The sequence below is a fragment of the Curtobacterium sp. MCLR17_054 genome (genome assembly GCF_003234335.2).
Classification (GTDB): Bacteria; Actinomycetota; Actinomycetes; order Actinomycetales; family Microbacteriaceae; genus Curtobacterium; species Curtobacterium flaccumfaciens.
The window spans coordinates 1,704,702-1,721,912 of the sequence record NZ_CP126263.1; the positions used below are offsets into that span (position 1 = coordinate 1,704,702).

Annotated in this window: 18 protein-coding genes; 6 read left to right on the forward strand and 12 right to left on the reverse strand. The window is 71.8% G+C overall.

Annotated features, from left to right (window positions below; translation table 11 throughout):
* The first annotated feature begins 4 nt into the window (after positions 1-4).
* Positions 5-610, forward strand: coding sequence for a TetR/AcrR family transcriptional regulator (locus DEJ08_RS08130; protein WP_111054656.1), 606 nt, complete (start codon positions 5-7; stop codon positions 608-610).
* A gap of 277 nt (positions 611-887) precedes the next feature.
* Here DEJ08_RS08130 and DEJ08_RS08135 read toward each other — a convergent pair whose 3' ends face one another.
* From DEJ08_RS08135 to DEJ08_RS08150, 4 genes are all read right to left on the reverse strand, one after another.
* Complete coding sequence (locus DEJ08_RS08135; RefSeq protein ID WP_258367090.1) at positions 888-2,096, reverse strand: glycosyltransferase; 1,209 nt, start codon at positions 2,094-2,096, stop codon at positions 888-890.
* 120 nt (positions 2,097-2,216) lie between these two features.
* Positions 2,217-3,554 carry an ABC transporter substrate-binding protein gene (locus DEJ08_RS08140; RefSeq protein WP_111054654.1) on the reverse strand — a complete coding sequence of 446 codons (1,338 nt, stop codon included), beginning with the start codon at positions 3,552-3,554 and terminating at the stop codon, positions 2,217-2,219.
* 56 nt (positions 3,555-3,610) lie between these two features.
* Positions 3,611-4,441: a carbohydrate ABC transporter permease gene (locus DEJ08_RS08145; RefSeq protein ID WP_111054653.1), complete on the reverse strand. Its 831-nt coding sequence runs from the start codon at positions 4,439-4,441 to the stop codon at positions 3,611-3,613.
* A complete protein-coding gene (locus DEJ08_RS08150) occupies positions 4,441-5,313 on the reverse strand; it encodes a carbohydrate ABC transporter permease (RefSeq protein ID WP_228516251.1) in 873 nt (290 codons plus the stop codon). Before DEJ08_RS08150 ends, DEJ08_RS08145 begins: the two co-directional genes overlap by 1 nt.
* Before the next feature lie 355 nt (positions 5,314-5,668).
* Here DEJ08_RS08150 and DEJ08_RS08155 point away from each other — a divergent pair, with 355 nt between their 5' ends.
* Positions 5,669-6,532, forward strand: a complete 864-nt coding sequence (locus DEJ08_RS08155) for an inositol monophosphatase family protein (protein WP_111054652.1) — start codon at positions 5,669-5,671, stop codon at positions 6,530-6,532.
* 116 nt (positions 6,533-6,648) lie between these two features.
* Here DEJ08_RS08155 and DEJ08_RS08160 read toward each other — a convergent pair whose 3' ends face one another.
* From DEJ08_RS08160 to DEJ08_RS08170, 3 genes are all read right to left on the reverse strand, one after another.
* A complete protein-coding gene (locus tag DEJ08_RS08160) occupies positions 6,649-7,668 on the reverse strand; it encodes a LacI family DNA-binding transcriptional regulator (protein WP_181438998.1) in 1,020 nt (339 codons plus the stop codon).
* 2 nt (positions 7,669-7,670) lie between these two features.
* Complete coding sequence (locus tag DEJ08_RS08165) at positions 7,671-8,321, reverse strand: 2'-5' RNA ligase family protein (RefSeq protein ID WP_111054651.1); 651 nt, start codon at positions 8,319-8,321, stop codon at positions 7,671-7,673.
* Between the two features lie 157 nt (positions 8,322-8,478).
* Entirely contained in the window at positions 8,479-8,943 is a 465-nt protein-coding gene (locus DEJ08_RS08170; RefSeq protein ID WP_111030218.1) for a DUF2231 domain-containing protein, read from the reverse strand.
* A gap of 124 nt (positions 8,944-9,067) precedes the next feature.
* On the opposite strand from DEJ08_RS08170, the gene DEJ08_RS08175 reads away from it, so the two are divergent.
* From DEJ08_RS08175 to DEJ08_RS08185, 3 genes are read left to right on the forward strand one after another with little or no spacing between them, the layout of a single operon-like run.
* A complete protein-coding gene (locus DEJ08_RS08175) occupies positions 9,068-9,787 on the forward strand; it encodes a VIT1/CCC1 transporter family protein (protein WP_111054650.1) in 720 nt (239 codons plus the stop codon).
* Position 9,788: 1 nt separating this feature from the next.
* Complete coding sequence (locus DEJ08_RS08180) at positions 9,789-10,472, forward strand: response regulator transcription factor (protein ID WP_111054649.1); 684 nt, start codon at positions 9,789-9,791, stop codon at positions 10,470-10,472.
* 50 nt (positions 10,473-10,522) lie between these two features.
* Positions 10,523-11,833 (forward strand): sensor histidine kinase, encoded by a 1,311-nt coding sequence (locus DEJ08_RS08185; RefSeq protein ID WP_146248499.1) that lies wholly within the window; start codon positions 10,523-10,525, stop codon positions 11,831-11,833.
* Between the two features lie 99 nt (positions 11,834-11,932).
* Here DEJ08_RS08185 and DEJ08_RS08190 read toward each other — a convergent pair whose 3' ends face one another.
* The 4 genes from DEJ08_RS08190 to DEJ08_RS08205 form a co-directional block, all read right to left on the reverse strand.
* The gene (locus tag DEJ08_RS08190) at positions 11,933-12,952 is read right to left on the reverse strand and encodes a LacI family DNA-binding transcriptional regulator (RefSeq protein WP_111046923.1); all 1,020 of its coding nucleotides are present in this window, start codon (positions 12,950-12,952) and stop codon (positions 11,933-11,935) included.
* A 138-nt stretch (positions 12,953-13,090) separates the two neighbouring features.
* Positions 13,091-14,197: a tyrosine-protein phosphatase gene (locus DEJ08_RS08195; RefSeq protein ID WP_111054647.1), complete on the reverse strand. Its 1,107-nt coding sequence runs from the start codon at positions 14,195-14,197 to the stop codon at positions 13,091-13,093.
* Between the two features lie 169 nt (positions 14,198-14,366).
* Entirely contained in the window at positions 14,367-15,200 is an 834-nt protein-coding gene (locus DEJ08_RS08200; RefSeq protein ID WP_111054646.1) for a trypsin-like serine protease, read from the reverse strand.
* A gap of 3 nt (positions 15,201-15,203) precedes the next feature.
* Positions 15,204-15,701: a hypothetical protein gene (locus DEJ08_RS08205; protein ID WP_111054645.1), complete on the reverse strand. Its 498-nt coding sequence runs from the start codon at positions 15,699-15,701 to the stop codon at positions 15,204-15,206.
* A 189-nt stretch (positions 15,702-15,890) separates the two neighbouring features.
* Here DEJ08_RS08205 and DEJ08_RS08210 point away from each other — a divergent pair, with 189 nt between their 5' ends.
* Positions 15,891-16,544: a TetR family transcriptional regulator gene (locus DEJ08_RS08210; protein ID WP_111054644.1), complete on the forward strand. Its 654-nt coding sequence runs from the start codon at positions 15,891-15,893 to the stop codon at positions 16,542-16,544.
* Between the two features lie 47 nt (positions 16,545-16,591).
* Here DEJ08_RS08210 and DEJ08_RS08215 read toward each other — a convergent pair whose 3' ends face one another.
* A complete protein-coding gene (locus tag DEJ08_RS08215; protein WP_111033552.1) occupies positions 16,592-17,119 on the reverse strand; it encodes a COG4315 family predicted lipoprotein in 528 nt (175 codons plus the stop codon).
* Positions 17,120-17,211: the final 92 nt, after the last annotated feature.

The window sequence follows — 17,211 nt, forward strand, 5'->3', positions numbered from 1 at the left end:
AGGCATGACGACGGAATCAGCTGCACCCGAGAAGCGGTCGCGGAGCGGTCGCGGGGCTCGCGGACGAATCCTCGAGGCAGCGGCGACGCTCTTCTACGAGGAGGGGATCGTCACCACCGGCGTGGAACGGCTCGCCGAGGTCGCGCACGTGTCCAAACGCACCCTGTACGACCACTTTCCGAGCAAGGCCCTGATCGTCGATGAGTACCTCCGTCAGTTCGAGGAATCCGGCATCGACAGTGAGCGGGTCCTCGACCAGGTGCAGGTGAGCCCGCGCGATCGCCTGTTGGGGATGTTCGCCGATCTTCCCGACAACGCCCCCCTCCGCGGCTGTGCCTTCCACAACGCCAGCGTGGAAGCGGCCGCCACGATGCCGGCCGTCGGGGAAGCCGTGATCCGGCACAAGACCGCGTTCCTGGCGAAGCTCACGGCAACCGCCGCGGAGGCCGGCGCGTCGGATCCGGGTTCGTTGGCGCGCCAGATCTCGGTCCTCTTCGAGGGATCGCGGGCGCTGACGACCTCTCTTCAGTCGCGCGACGTCATGGCGGAGGCCCGCGCCGCCGCAGCGGTGCTCATCGATGCAGCGACCGTCTCGTCCGGCAGCCACTGACTTCTTCCGTCAACCTGCTGACGATCCGAGACGTGAGCGACGAGGTGCCTCGATGGCCGCTTCGCGGTCCTGCATCGGCTGTTCAGCTATGAGCTCGGCGCCGCAGGCATACCGACGGCCGCGGAGGAGGGTCATGCGCGGCCGGACAGCGGTAGCGATGCAGGTTGGGAACTCGCGCCGAACTCGCCCACCGCCGCAGGCGCCGACAGACCCTCGCTCACCAACGAGCTGACCGTCGGACAGCCGCGCCGCCGTGGTGTGGCGGGACCTGCGCTCCTCACCGCGGGGCGGGCGTCCAGCCGACCAGGCGCTCGACGGCGGCCAGGACGACGGCCGGGGGTTCACCTGTCACGATCTCGGTCCGGACCCGTCCGGCCGCGACGCGGAACGACGGCTCGGTCAGGAGTCGCGACGCGGTGGTGCGGATGTCCTCCGCGGTCGCCGTCGCTGCGTCGAGGACGAGTCCGGCGCCCAGGGCCTCGACGCAGCCGCCGTTCGGCAACTGGTCCGCACCGAGCGGCAGGACCAGCAGGGGCACCCCGTGCGCGAGCGCCCCGGTCACCGATCCGGACCCGCCGTGGTTCACCACGAGGTCCACGAGCCCGAGCACCGAGTCCTGCGGGACGTACTGCTCGATCCGGACCGCTCCCGGCCCCGCCGGCACCGGGAAGGTCGTTGGGTCGACCCAGGGTCCGGTCGTCACGAGGATCCGTGCCGGCAGGGCGGCGAGGGCGTCGATGAGCCGAGCGAACAGGTCGCCTGACTTCGTGTTGAACTCGGTGCCGAGCGTGACGTAGACGCGCGGTCCGTTGCCGGCGGCCAACCACGCCGCGGCATCCGACGGTGGTGACGACCAGGTGTCCGGTCGCATCCGGATCACCGGGCCATGCAGCTCGTGCCCGGATCGCATCGACGCCGGGAACGGGATGACGGTGAGCGCGCCGCCGAGCATGTGCTGCTGCGGGTCGGGCCCGAGTCCCGCGCGTCGGCGGAGCGCCTCGAGCGACTCTCGCACCGCGTCGCGCCAGGTCCCACCGGCCGAGGCGAAGGCCAGGACCACCACGCACGGCACCCCGGCTCGTTCGGCGGCGGTCATCGCGCCGAAGTCGAACTCCCCGCAGACCACGAGGTCGGCCGTCCACCGTGTGACCAGCCGTCCGACGTCGACGACGGCCCCGGCGGCCGCGTCCCCCAGGAACACCTGGGGGACGCGGGTGAGCACCGTGCTCGGGTCGAGCGGGGTCAGGGTGCCGGTGCCCGGCCTGCTCGCCGGCAGCTCCACGTCCCGCGGCTGCCGGTGCGAGAAACCGGTCTGTTCGAGAACCGCCTCGCGTGCGCCGCTCAGTGCGGTCCGGTGTCCGGCAGCGCTGGCCGCGCGGGCGAGCGGCAGCATCGGCGCGAGGTGTCCCCGCCCCCGTGGGAACGAGAACACGATGCGCAGGGGTTCCGGAGCCCCGTAGCCGGACCGGCCGTTCGCAGCAGACACCACAGGGCTCCGATCGTCGCGCGGGCTGCCCGCCCGCTTCGTCAGACAACCGTATGGCGAACGACGGTCGTGCTCCATGAACCCTTGGTCAGCCTCGACGGGGCGTGCACCCGGAGTCGGTCACTTGCCAGCGGCCTCGTTGTAGGACTCGATCTGCTTGCCGGCCTGCTGTTCGGCGTCCTGCATGGTCGATTCGACGTCTGCACCCTCGACGATCCGGTTGAAGGCGCCGATGACGGTGGCGCGCACCGTCGGGAACGCGCCGGTGATGCAGCCAGCAGCGGCGACGCTCGTGGGGTCGTCGGCGAGCTGCTGGTACATCGTGGCGATGTTCGGGTCGGACAGGGAGCGCTTGCCCACGGTGGTGTCCTGGGCGTCGGTGTTCATCGCGACGTAGCCGGTCGCCTTCGCCCACTCGGCCTGCACGTCCGGCGTCTGGAGCCACTTGGCGAACGTGTACGACGCCTGCTGCTCGGCCGACGAGTGGCCCTTGCCGGAGATCCACAGCGCGTTGCCGCCGATGACCTGCCCGGCGTCGTCGGAGGCCGACGTGGTGGGGAACCCGGCGACGACGGACTTCGAGCCGTCCGGGTCGACCGTCGTGTAGGCACCGGACGAGGTCAGCAGCATCCCGACCTTGTTGCTCGAGAACGCCGAGTTCTGCACGGTCGAGTCGGTGCCGGGGTTCAGGGCGGCGCCGTCCTGGTATAGCTTCTGCAGCGTGGTCATGAACTGCACCTGGGTGTCCGAGGTGAGCGAGACGCCGGTGACCGGCTTGCCCTTCCGCCCGTTGTCCGGCGTGCAGAAGGGCTGGCCGCCCGAGGCGCTGAGTTCCTCGAGCATCCACGAGTCGCCCATGTTCATGCTCATGCCGTAGCCACCGGTCGCGGCGTGGATCTTCTCGGCCCAGGTCGCGACCTGCGCCAGCGTCTTCGGCGGCCTCGTGGCGTCGAGACCGGCCTTCGCGACGAGTGCCTTGTTCAGGTAGAGCACGGGCATCGAGACCGAGAACGGCATCGCCGCGAGTGCCTTGCCGTCGCTGTAGTAGGTCGCGGCGGCCGGGGCGATCGTGTCGGTGCCCGACGTCGATCCACTGATCTTCGCGGGGGACACCGTCTGGCCGGAGTCGATCATGAAGCCGGTCGACACGTCGTTCATCATGAGCAGGTCCGGCGTCGAGCCGGACTGCACCGCCGCCGTGTACTTCGTCTGGACGGCCGCGTAGTCGCCCTGGAACGACGACTTCACGGTGATGTGCTGGTCGTTCTCCTTGTTGAAGCGGGCGACGAGCGCGTCGAGCTCGGTCGCGGGCGGCCCGGACATGGCGTGCCAGAAGTCGACGGTGACGGGGCCGGAGATGTCCGACGCGGAGCTCGACGTGGAGCACCCGGTCAGGGCGAGGACCGCGACGGCCCCGGTGGCGAGTGCGGTGAGGGCGGTGGAACGACGTGCGGGCATGGTGCGTCCTTCGGGTGTGGGGCGGGCGGGGGTCGGGGAGGGGATCGAGCGTGTCGTCACTTGAGCGCCCCGGCGGTGAGACCGCCGGCGAGGAACCGCTGGGCGACGAGGACGAGGACCAGGACGGGGAGGGTCACCATGGCGGCGCCGGCGAGGACCACGCCGATGTCGGCGGCCTCGGCGTCGGACAGCTGGGCGATGCCGACCTGCACGGTGCGGTGCTCCGGCGAGTTGGTGACGAGGAGCGGCCAGAAGAACCCGTTCCAGGCGGCCGTCGCGCTCACCAGGGTGACCGAGACGAGCGTCGGGCGGGTGAGCGGCAGGAGCATGGACCGGATGAACCGGAAGTGTCCGGCGCCGTCGAGTACCGCGGCTTCGCGCAGCTCGTCCGGGAAGCTCAGGAACGCCTGGCGGAACAGGAAGATCGTCAGTGCCGAGGCCACGAACGGCAGGAAGACAACCAGGAGCGTGTCGATGAGGTGCCACGACGAGACGGTCAGGTAGTTCGCGATCAGGGTCGTCTCGCCGGGGATCATCATGCTGGCGAGCAGGACGAGGAACAGGGCACGGGTGCCCCGGAGCCGACAGAACACCAGGGCGTAGGCGGTGATGATGCCGATCACGACCTGCAGCACCGTCTGGGCGAGGGTGACGGCGACGCTGTTCAGGAACTGCTGCCCGAGCGGGACGACCTGCGTGGCGCGGACGATGTTGTCGAGCGTCAGGTGGATCGGCACCAGACCGGCGAGGCCCTGGTCCAGGTACCGGGTCGGGGTGAGCGCGCCCTCGAACACGTAGTAGAGCGGGAAGCAGACGACGACGACCGCGATGATGAGCCAGGCGTAGACGAAGACGCTCCGGAGCCGGCGTGCGGTGACGGGGCGCATCAGTAGTTCACCCGCTTCTCGAGCACGCCGAACTGCACCAGCGACAGCCCGAGGACCAGCAGGAACAGCACGACCCCGAGCGCGGCGGCGAGGCCGAAGTTCGCGCTGCCGGACCCGAACGCCTGCTGGTAGATCGCGTAGACGAGGGTCTTCGACGAGTCGGCCGGACCGCCGCCCGTGAGGATCTGGATCTGCCCGAAGGTCGTGAGTGCCTCGACGGTTCCGGTCACGACGACGAAGAAGAGCGTCGGCGTGACCAGCGGCAACGAGATCGACCAGAGTGTCCGCACGGGCCCGGCGCCGTCCAGGTGCGCCGCCTCGATGACGTCCTGGTCGATGGCGCCGAACGCTCCAAGCAGGAGCAGCACGGTGAACCCGAGCGACCCCCAGATCGTCACGACGATGACGCTCGCCAGGGCCCACTGCGTGCTCGTCAGGAACGGCACGGGCGCGCCGCCGAACTGGGTGATCACCGTGTTCAGCAGCCCGTTGCCGGGTGCGAGCATCGCCGCGAACGCGACGGACCCCGCTGACACGGACACGACCATGGGTGCCGTCAGGAGTGCGCGGAAGACCGGCAGGCCGCGGAGCTTCACGGTCAGGGGGATCACCACGAGCAGACCGAACACGATGCGGCCGACGACCACGCCGACGCAGAAGACCGCGGTGGTCAGCATCGTCCGTCCGAACGCGGGGTCGGTGAACGTGCGGACGTAGTTCTGCAGCCCCACCGAGCCCGCCGGCTGACCGAAGATGTCGGTGCCCTGGGTGCTGAGGACCAGGACGCGGCCGAGCGGGTAGAAGACGAAGACCGCGAACGCGAGCAGCGCCGGAGCGAGGAGCACCAGACCGAGCCGGCGGTCCGAGCGCAACGAGGACCGCGTCGTCCTGGTCGCCCGGGGCGGACGCGGCGACTGCGGTGACCGCGGCGACCCTGCGGTACGCGGGGGACCGGCGACCAGGCCGGACCTGACGGGGACCGTCATGGGGCGGACTCCTCCGAGTAGGGAACGTTCCCTAACCGGGAACGACTCCACTGTGCGGCGGGGGTCGGAGACCGGTCAAGCCACGTCGGCCACCCGCCGTCACCCGTTCACGCCGCGTTCAACCCCTCCGCCGATCGGGTGCCGACGTTCACCGCCGCACGCCGCGCGTTCACCTCGGGTTCGGCCCGTCGACCGGCGTGGTTCGCCGTCCAGGGGCCTCGGCGTCGTAGAACCGGGGACCATGCGAACCGTTCCTGCTCCCCAGACACTCCGGGCGATCGCCGAGGAGGCCGCGCGCACCGTCGCGCCCGACCTGCTCGCCGTGTTCCGCGCCCCGATGACGATCAGCACGAAGCGCGATGCGCACGACGTGGTGACCCTGCACGACCGCGCCGCGGAAGAGACGATCACGGCGGTGCTCACCGCCGCCGTGCCGGGCTCCGTCGTGCTCGGCGAAGAAGGCGGCACCACCGGCGACACCGGTACCGCCGGCGACACCGGCAGCACCGCGGACCCCGTGGTGCGGTGGATCGTGGACCCGATCGACGGCACCGCGAACTTCGCCCGCGGACTCGCGTACTGGTGCATCTCGATCGCGGCCGAGGTCGACGGTGAGGTCGTCGCCGGCGTGGTCTTCGACCCGGTCGCCGACCACGTGTTCGCGGCGGACGACGACGGTGCCTGGCTCGACGGTGCGCCGATGCACTCGTCGTCCGGGCCCGACGACGCAGCGACGGTCCTGACGAGCTTCCCGGTGCAGCAGGACCTCGACCTGCTCGGCGAGGCCGCGGCGTTCGACCTGCTCCGGGACCTGACGCTCCGGTACCGCCACCACCACAGCCTCGGCAGCGGCGCCCTCAACCTGGTGCACGTCGCCGCCGGGTGGTCGGACGTGACGATGGGCTTCGCTACGCACCCGTGGGACGTCGCCGCCGGGGCACTGGTGCTCGAGCGCGCCGGCGGATGGTTCCGGGGCTTCCGTCGGGGCGAAGCCGTCGACCGCGCCCACCTGGCCGACGACTACGTCGCCGCCGGCGCCGGGGGATCGCATGCCGAGCTGGTGCGCCGGGTGCAGGAGCTGTCGGCCACGACCGCCACCGACTGAGCCGCCGCCCGGGCCGCCGGCCCGCCGACTGAGGCACGGACCGGGCCCCCCAGCCGGCTCGCCGACTGAGGCACAGACCGGGCCGCCGACCGGTTCGACTCGGGTGTCGCGAGCGGTCAGCCGAGCGGGTGCCCGGCGACTGCTCGCGCGGTGGACCCACGCGGCAGCAGGTGCGTCGGGAGCACCTCGTGCCGGTCGCCGCGGCGACCCCGGAGCCGCTCGACCACGAGCTCGACCGCCCGCGCGCCCATCCGGACGCGCGGCTGGTCGACACTCGTCAGGTCGAGCCGTTCGCCGAGGCCGGTGCCGTCGAACCCGGTCACCGCCGCCATCCGGGGGAGCGCGAGTCCCGCGCCGTCGGCGATCGCCACGAGCCGCGCCGCGGTCGCGTCGTTCGTCGCGACGAACGCCGTGACCCCGTCACCGAGGTGCCGCGCGATCCGCGCCGGGTCGGCCGCCAGGGCCTCGACGTCGTCGACGCGGTGGTCGCCCGGCGCACCGAGCTGCGCGGTGAGCGCGGCGTGCGCGACGGCACGACGGGTCGTCGAGGGGTGATCGGACTCCGCCACGAAGCACGTGCGCCGGTGCCCGAGTGCGGCGAGGTGGAGCACCAGCGCGCGCATGCCCGACTCCTCGTCGGCGCGCACGGTGTCGAGTCCGAGACCCGCGAGCGCCGACCCGCTCGACCCGAGGACCGCGACCGGCAGGTCGCGCGCGACCGCAGCGAGCCGTGCGGGGGCGAGCCGACTGCTCAGGACCGCGACCCCGAGCACACCGTCGGCCGATCCGTGGGAGGCGTGCAGGGCCTCCAGGCCGTCGGCCAGCCGGGCAGGGTCCCGGAACCCGTCCACGACGCGGAGCGCGAACCCCAGGGTCTGCGCGGTCGCGCGTGCGCTCCGGAGCGCTTCGTCGTGGAACGGGTTGGCGGCTTCGGTGACGACCACCCCGAGTACGAGCGGCGCGCCCTGCGCGCGTCGCCTGGCGAGCGAACCGACCGGGAGGCCCAGCTCGTCCGCCGTCCGCACCGCGAGTTCCCGACGTGGCCGGGACACACCGTCGTCGCCTCGCAGGGCGAGTGACACGAGCGATCGCGAGATGGCGCACCGCTCGGCCACGTCGCGGAGGGTCGCGGCCACGGTCAGGCGAGCTTCCAGGTGTGGACGTGTTCCCACGTCATCGTCTGCCACCAGCGACCGGACCAGTCCGGGCTCGTGGTGCGGTAGAGCACGACGGTGTCGCCGCGGAATCCGGTCGGGACGTCGACGTCGAGCTCGCGGATGAACGCGCCGACCTCGTCGTGCAGGTCCGGCCGGCCGTACAGGTCGTGCGAGGCGAGGGAGAGGTGCGCGCGGTACTGCTCCGGGTCGTAGTCGTTCGCCAGCGGGACCTGCATCGGCTGCCGGAACGGTGCGACCACGGCCTCGATGTCAGCGGCGAGCCGGACGAAGTCGTCGTTGTGCGAGCCGTCCGGTCGGGTCGCGACGTCGTAGACGAACCCGATGCCCTGTTCACGGACGCCGGCGTTGTGGACGTCGAAGGCCGGTCGGCTGTCGAGCAGCGCCGTGACGGCCGCGACGACCTGGTCCTCGTGGCTGCCGAACGGCTGGCTGCCGACGAGTGTGGCGTGCGGCGGGAAGGCACCGGCCGACAGCAGGCCGTACTGCGCGCGGAGCTGGTCGGTGACGACCGTGACGGCCCGGCAGGTGCGGGCGTCCGGGCGCAGGTAGATGCCGTGGCGGTACGGGTCGCTCGGGTCGCGCGGCAGCTTGGCGGTGACGTTCTGGGGCATGGGTCCGTCCGGGATCGGGGATGGGGAACGTTCCCGATGGTCGGGAACGTTCCCCATGATCGACCGGACGGGCCCGGGTATCACCCGTCGGTCCGTGACGGAACGGTGAACGATGGGTGTCGGCGGCGCCGAGCAGGTGCCGTCCCTGTCCGTGCGGTCAGCCCTTCCAGACGGACGCGGCGCCCGCGTGTCCGATGACGATGACCTCGATCATCGACACGACGCCGGCGGCGAGCAGCAGCACGGGCCCCACGACCGCGACCGCGCGCAGCGCCCCGCCGCTCGTCACCCGGTCGGTCGCGAACCTGTGCCAGGCCCACCACAGCAGCAGGAGCGCGAAGACCGCGATCGACCACGGCAGCAGGCCGTCGGCGAGTTCGGTGTGCCGTTCGAGCAGTGCGCTCTCGCGCTCTCGGTGCTCGAGCCACTCACCCGAGGACGTCGCCAGGGGGACCGAGACGAGGGCGATGAGGCCGATGATCGGTGCGCCGACCGCGAGCCACCGTCGTGCCGCGGGCCACACCGCGACCACGATCGCGGTCAACGCCGCGACCGGGACGGCGACCGAGGTCAGGTGGACGAAGAGGGGGTGGAGCGGTATCCCGCCGAACTGCCAGTCCATGACGGCCTTTCACGTCGAGCGCCCGACGGTGCAGGCGCGGTTCGACCAGACAACAGGATCTGGCGGCTCGGATCGTTCGAAACCTCACACGAACAGGGCGTCCCGGACATGGTTCGCTGAGACCATGAGCACCGCGGAGCCGCACGCCGGAGAAGCGCACACCGGCGACCTCGCGGCACGTCTGAACTGGCTGCGCGCCGGAGTCCTCGGCGCGAACGACGGGATCGTGTCGACGGCCTCCATCGTCGTCGGCGTCGCCGGTGCCTCGTCGTCCGTGCCGGCGATCGCGACGGCCGGCAGCGCGGCCCTCGTCGGCGGCGCGGTGTCGATGGCGCTCGGCGAGTACGTGTCGGTGAGCAGCCAGAAGGACAGCCAGCAGTCCCTCATCGAGCAGGAACGCCGCGAACTGGCCGACGACCCGGCCGCCGAGCTCGAGGAGCTCACGCAGCTCTGGCAGGCCCGCGGTCTCCGACGAGCAACGGCCGAACAGGTGGCTTCGGAACTGACCGAGCGCGACGCCCTCGCCGCACACCTCACCACCGAACTCGGGATCGACGAGGACGAGGTGGTCAGCCCGTGGCACGCCGCGTTCGCATCCGCCGCAGCGTTCTCGATCGGTGCGCTCCTTCCGCTCCTGGCGATCCTCCTCTTCCCGGAGGCGATCCGGGTGCCCGCGACGTTCGTCGTCGTCCTCCTCGCGCTGGCCCTGACCGGAGCCACGGGAGCCCGCATCGGCGGAGGCTCGCTGCGCCGCGCCACCGCCCGGGTGGTCGTCGGTGGAGCCCTGGCCCTCGCGGCGACCTTCGTCATCGGGTCCCTGCTCGGCACGAGCGGGGTCGTCTGAGATGGCGAACATCCTGGTGGTGGAGGACGACCCGGAGATGGGTGCCCTCGTCGAGCGCGGCCTGACCGGTGAAGGACACGTGGTCACGGTCGTGACCGACGGCATCGCCGCACTCGTCCAGGCCCGGGCCCAGTCGTTCGAGGCGGCGGCGATCGACGTCATGCTGCCCGGGATGACGGGCTTCGAGGTCTGTCGGCGGCTCCGTGAGCTCGGCCAGGACTTCCCGGTGATCCTGGTGACCGCACGGGACGCCGTCGACGACCGGGTGTTCGGGCTGGACTCCGGGGCGGATGACTACCTCACGAAGCCGTTCGCGATCACCGAGCTCAACGCGCGGATCCGGGCGCACCTGCGGCGTCGCGCCGCGGGTGGGGTGACCATCGTGGAGGCCGGGTCGGTGCGGCTCGACACCCTGGCCGTGCGTGCGTCGGTGCACGGGCGGGACCTGCCGCTGAGCGTCAAGGAGTTCTCGTTGCTGCGGTTCCTGATCCAGGGCGCCCCTGACACGCGCACCAGAACCGAGGTGCTCGAGGAGGTCTGGGGGAGCCCCGAGCACTTCGATCCGACCATCGTCGACCAGTACGTCAGCTACCTCCGCAAGAAACTGCAGGCCTCGGGCGCTGACGTCGTGATCCGGACGGTGCGCGGCGTGGGGTACGCCCTCGAGGTCGTGTCGGCGAGGTGAGGTTCCTGCGCCGTCTGTCGATCCGTGCCCGGATCACCCTCGGGAGTCTGATGGTCGGTGCAGTCGTGCTCTCCGGGGTCGCGGTCGTCCTGCACGTGCAGATCGAACGCGCGACGCTCGCGACCGACCGGTCCCTCGCCTCCGGTGACGCCGCGCCCTTCGTCTCCGATCTCCGGCGCAACCCGGACGAGGCGCCGGACCGTCCGGCAGAGGACGTCCTGGTCGGGATCCGGTCGTCGTCCGGCGGATGGGTCGTGGACTCCCTGCCGCGCGACGTCCGTGCGGCGCTGCCCTCGACGGTGCCGGATGACGGCGACACGCTGAGACTCCACACCGCACACCGGGTCGTGACGGTCGTCGGTGTGCCGGTGCGGAACGCCGCCGGGTCGTTCGTCGTCTGGGCCGCGCACGACGGTCGGGCCGGAGAGGAGACGGTGGCGCGGGTGGACCGGTCACTGGTCGTCGGCACGGTCTTGGCGCTGCTCGCCTTCGCCGCGACGGCGTGGTTGCTGTCGACGCTCGCCCTCCGCCCGGTGGGGCGGATGCGCCGGATCGCCGAGCACCTCAGTGCCGGGAACGGTGTTGGACACCTGCCCGTCGGGGCGTCCGACGACGAACTCGCGGCACTCGCCCGGACCCTCAACACCTTCATCGACCGGCAGCGCGAGAACACCGAGCGTGAGCGGCGGATGGTCTCCGATGCGAGCCACGAACTCCGCACGCCGCTGGCGGCACTGACCGCGCGGCTCGAACTCGCGCATCGCTCGTCCGGCGATGCCGTGGCCCTCGAACGTGCGCTGCGCGCAGCCGAGAGCGATGCCGCCCGGTTGGTCGCGCTGGCGAACGCCCTGCTCGAACTCAGTCGACTGGGTGAAGGCGGCGCCGTTCCATCGACTCCGGTCGCTGCGCTCGTCACGGAACTCATGGGATCGATCGACCGTGCTCGCGCCGTCTCGTCCGTCGGTCTGCGCGACATCGACTTCGCCGTCCGCCTGACTTCGCCGGACGAGCACTACGGGATCGAGCCCGCTGCGTTCGCCCGGGTCGTCGACAACCTCGTGGCGAACGCGATCGCAGCGGGGGAGGACGGCGGCGTGATCCGGGTCACGCTCGAGCAGTCCGCCGACGGGCGGCTCGAGCTGCGCGTCGTCGATGACGGACCCGGCGTCCGGGACGACTTCCTCCCACAGGCCTTCGACCGCTTCACCCGGGCGGACAGCGCACGGCGTGCCGTCCTCGGCGGGAGCGGACTCGGGCTCTCCCTCGTACGAGGCATCGCCGAACGTGCCAACGGGACGGCGGACCTCCGCAACGTCCCCTCCGGGGGTGCCGTCGCCAGCGTCACGCTCCCCGCGTGCTGACCGTGTTCGCCGACCACATCGTCACTCGGACTCTCGAACGACCGAACGTCGCGGCTGAGGAGCGGGCCGGGCAGGCCAGGGGTGCGTTCTGCAAGGGGGTCAGACCCGGGCGGCGGTCCGGCCCGGTACCAGGCTGCCGTCGACCGCGTTGTGGGTGACGCCCGTCGAACGGCCGTCGATCTGGTCGACCACATCGTCGACGGACAGACGACCGATCAGACTGAGCGGCTGTCGCCACGAGGTGATGCCGAGCAGCTCGGTGGCGAGTGGGGCGACCCCGTCGTAGCCCGTGACCGACAGGTCGTCCGGTGCTCGGAGGCCGCGGCGGCGCATCGACTCGAGCACACCGACGGCCCAGCGGTCGCTCGGTGCCATGATCGCCGTCACGCCGCCGGCCCGCAGGACCTGCTCGAGGAACGAGTCGAGGTCCTCGGGGTCTGCTCCGTGGTCCTCGGAGCGGATCCGGAGCACCTCGGCGCCGCGCGCACGGAGCCGACGCACCATCGCGTCGGTGCGTGCCGACTGCGTCAGTGACCCGGACGGTGTGACCGTCAGCACGGCGACGCGACGGTGTCCGAGGTCGGCGACGTGGTCGGCGAGCCCGCGTCCGCCGCCGCGTTCGTCGCAGTACGCGCTGCTCACCGCGTCGTTCGTCTCGGGGCGCCCGGAGACCACCGTCGGGATGCGTCGGGCGAACGGCAGCACGTCGGCGATCGGCAGGGCGCCGCTGCAGACGATGAGCCCCTCGACGCGCAGGGAGACCAGGGTCTCCAACGCCCGGCGTTCCTCGCTGACCGGGAACGACCCTGCACCGGTGGCGGTGACGACGCGGTACCCGCGCGCCGCGGCCTGCAGCTGGAACGCGGTCAGCAGGTGCCCGTAGAAGGGGGTGGAGGCGTCGCGGACGAACACCCCGAGCGTGTGCGTGCGGTGTGCCGACATGCCGCGGGCGTTCGCGTTCGCGACATAGCCGAGGTCGAGCGCGGCCCGCTTGACCCGCTCGGTCGTCGACGGAGCCACGCCGTACGCGCCGGCGAGGGCGCGGGAGACGACCGACTTCGACACACCGGCCAGGGCGGCGACGTCGTGGATGGTCGGGACGGCGGGGTGTCCGGTCACCGCGGGCGCCGTTGTCTGGAGGACTGCACGACTGTCACGGTAGCCGGAGGGACGCCCGGACCGGGCGACGGTGGTGGTGAACAGTTGGTCACGCCGACCGCCCGGCGCGGGCCGCGGGCGGTCGGCGTGGGTGCCGGGCTAGCGCTTCGTCGCCGGGCGACGGAGCGTCAGGCGGTACTCCTTCTTCGTCGTGCCGTCCTGGGCGGTGACCGTGATGCGTGCCGTCCGGCCGGACACGTGCACTGCGGCGGCCGCGTTCGGGTTCGTCGTGTGCACGTGGACGTCGGCGACGCGCAGCGTCCGGACCGGAGCGGTCACGGTCGCACCGTGCGACGAGGCAGCGGCGGGCAGGTGGACACGCACGCCCGCGACCGCGATCGAGGACACGGTGGGGTCGTTCGACACCAGGAAACGCTCGCGCAGGGCGGCAGCCTCGTGCTTGGTCACGCCGATCGTGTCGGTCAGGTAGGAGCCCATGCCGCCGTACTCGGTCGCGATGTCCTGCTCGAAGGTGCCCTGCAGCAGCTGCGGGGTCGCCCAGGTCACCCCGAGCTGCGTGTTCGAGAGCAGGTAGTCGTGCAGGATGTCCGCGCTGTCGACGCCGAGGACCCGGTCGAGCAGGTCCACCACGGTGCCGGTGCGGTCCATGCCGTGGGAGCAGTGGATCAGGACCGTGCCGCTGGTGTGCGTGGCGAGGATCCGGAGCACCCGGCGGTACGCGGTGATCATCGACCCGGGTGTGGCCTGGTCGACCCGGCCCTTGTCGACCAGGTCGTGGTACATCGCGGTGTCGTCGCTGTAGTCGCCGTCCGCGCCGAACATCGAGATGTCGACGTGGCGCGCACCCGGGATCGCGACGTCCGGCTTCGCGGCGATCTGGGACGGGGTGCGCAGGTCGACGACGAGGTCGACGTGGTACTCGTCGGCCAGGGACGTGGCCCCGGCGGCGGTGATCTTGTCGAGTGACTCGGAGCGGATCAGGCGCGGGGCGTTCACGGTCTGACCAGACCGGCCGTGGACCGCGGCGAGCTCACGGCCGTTGACCAGACCGGGGACGTCGGTGATCGGGTGGTCGGCGGCGGTGAACGCCGGCTGCAGGGTGTCGTCAGCGTGGGCGGCGGTGACGGAGAACGCGGCGGAGGCGACGACGGCCAAGCCGGCGAGGGCGGTCGCTGCGACGCGGGTGGTGCGCGGCGAACGGGTGAGTGGGGAGTGGGTGAGTGGGGAGCGGCGGAGCGGGGACACGGGGCAACCTCGATCTGATCAGGACCCGGGGGTCGTGGGGAGCCGGACGTGGTGGCGTCCGGCTCCCCGCAGGATCGCGGCGCGGGTCGTCGGCGGTGTGGCGGCGAGGTGGCCGGGGCGTGTCCGGGTCATGAGGCAGCGCTCAGTCGCGCACCCGACGGCCCGTGCTTCAGGACGCCGGGGCCAGCCGGTACCGGAACAACTCGCTGAGGACCTGCCGGGCGGGCGTGTAGAGCAGCACCGTCGAACCCGTCGTGCTCGTCGTGCCCGTTGCAGCCCTCGTCGAACTGCCCGAGACGATCCCGTACAACCGGTTCGTGGCGCTCATCACCGGTCCGCCGGCGTCGCCCGGCTCGATGCCGGCTCCGGCGCCGCCGCGCGCGGCGGCGAGGTGCTGCACGCCGGGACGGCTCCCTGCCGGCACGCGTGTGGCCGTCCAGGAGCAGTGCAGCCCGCTCGCCGCCCCGCTGGTGCAGAAGGGATCGGCATCTGGCTTGCCGATGCCGGTGACGGCGGCGCGTGTCAGGCCCCCGTCCACCCGGTTGAACACTCGACCCGATGCCCGGGGCGTCCACGTTGCGACGGACGGGTCGCACGACCCGGTCGCCGCCCGGGCCCGGGTGCACGCCAGGGGCGGGATGACGGCGAGTTCGAGGTCCGACTCCGCGGACTGCCAGACCACGTTGCCGACGGTCGCGCCGGCGAGCTGCACGGGTGCCTGCAGCGGCGCGCAGTGCTTCGCGAGCACCACCCACCGGGTCGCTCGCTGGTACTGCTTCAGCTGACTCCGGAACCCTTTGGCGGCCAGCACGGCACCGACCGTGCAGGTGCCGCCGGGGACCCCGACCTCGGTGCCGGCGATGATCGGCGCTGCGACCCGGTCGGGGTCGCTCGTGGTGGCCGAGGCCGACGGAGCCCAGGTGAGGGTGGCCCCGACGACGGCCGCCAGGGACACGGCGACGGCCAGGGTGCGGACGAGCGCCGGTTGCGCGTGGCGGGTCACGGGTCAGCCGAGCGTGCGGGTGCCGTTGACGCGTCCGATCACCGACAGGGTGTCCGGGTCACCGAGACGGGCGTGCCAGTGCAGCGTCGTGGTGCCGCGCGGCAGGTCCGGGAACGCGGCGGTGAAGCGGTAGTGGCCGCTGGCGCTGACGACGTCGTCCCCCGAAGTGACCTCGGCGATGTGCTTGTTGAACAGGCCGCGCGGCTTGCCCGGTGCGTCGTAGTAGACGATGACCAGGGCGCCGGGCTTCCCGGTCCCGGCGAAGGTGATGCCGGTGAAGCTCTTCCGGTCGGGCCCGCCGTGGGTCTTCGCGGTGAACGCCACGGCCGCAGCCCGGGTCGAGGTGTGTGTGGCGTCCGCCGTGTGGGAGATCGTGGCGGCTCCGGCCTGCGCGGGGACCAGGACGCCGGCGGCGAGCGCACCGCCGAGGGTGACGCAGGTCGCGAGCACGGTCAGTCGGCGGACCGATGGGGAGCGGTGGGTGGACGGGGTCGAACGCATGGAGACTCCTCTGGTTCGTGGGGGTGCGGGCCGGGGTGGCCCGGTGTGCGTGAACGCTAACAACGCGCCAGACGATCGTCTAGCGAAATCCTGAAGCTGAGGGGATCAGAGGCATTGCGCCCGGTGCGACCGCTGCCGACTCCTGGTCAGACGTTCGTATGATGAACCAAGACCCGACCGAGGAGTGCGATGAACCAGCGGCAGCAGGCGAAGACCCGGACCCGCGAGCAGATCATCGAGGCTGCGGCGGCGGTGTTCGCGAGCCACGGCTACGCGGGGACCTCGTTCGCACGGGTCGCCGCCGCGATGGACCGCCCGAAGTCGGCGATCGGCTACCACGTGTTCTCGTCCAAGCACGAACTCGCCTTCGCGGTCATCGAGCGGCAGCAGGCGCGCTGGGCGGCGATCGACTCGCTGATCCGGCAGCCCGAGGGGCTCGAGCACCTGCTCGTCATGCTCACGTCCGCCTGCTCCGACGCCATACGGTGTCCGGTGGCTGCCGGGGCGATCCGCCTGAGTCACGAACTCCGCGGTGCGGGGGAAGTGATTCCACGGGTCTTCACGTGGGACGACTACGTCCGTCGGCACCTGTCGGCTTCGAGCGGTGGCACCGGACCGGCCACCGACCCCGAGTGGGCACGTGCGGCGGACCTCGTGCTGACGTCGACCTTCGGGGTGATGTGGGCCCGGACGAGCGCCCGGCTGACGCGGGACACCGAGGGGCAGCTCCGGGACCTGTGGGCGGCGCTGTTCACCGGGCTCGGTCTGCCGGGTGTGCACGCGCTGCTCGAGCAGGTGGAGCCCGTGCGCGTGGGCGGTCATCCGGCCGAGGCCGAGGGCTGACCCCGGCGGGCGTGACATCCCTGCCGTCCCCGCCGGGGTGCCATGCCCTACTTCTTCTGCTCGGAGCCGTCCGGGTTCACGACGTACCAGACGCCCTTGTCGCCCTGACCCGTCACGTCACCGGCCTTCTTGTCCCCGATGAAGGTGTAGATCGGTCGGCCGTCGATCGTGATCTGCCGTCCGCCGTCCACGCCCGTGATGGTGCCGACCTTGCCGGTGATGCCGGACACCTTGGGTGTCGCCGTCGTCGCCTCGATCGCGGGCCACGCGGTCGCGCAGCCACCGGTGCAGGTGCTCTTGCCGGAGTCCTTGACGTCGGCGTCGAAGTAGTAGGCAGTCATGCCCTTGCCGTCGACGACGACCTTGCCGAGTGTCGTCGCGGCGACGGTCACGTCGACCGACGGTGACGAGTCGGTCGTCGCGGGAGCGTCGCCCTGCGCGGCCGGGGACGGCGAGGGTGAGGGTGCTGCGGATCCGGCCGTGGAGCAGCCGGCGAGGCCGAGGGTCAGGAGCAGCGCGGCCCCGAGTGCGATGGACGCGGGTCGGGATGACGGGGTGCGGTGGGGTGTCGACACGGGGGCTCCTCGAGGTCAGGTCTCGCCGCTGACTGCTGGCCAGACGTTCGTCTAGCGAACGTAACCGCAGGACGAGGCGGGAGCCAGCACCC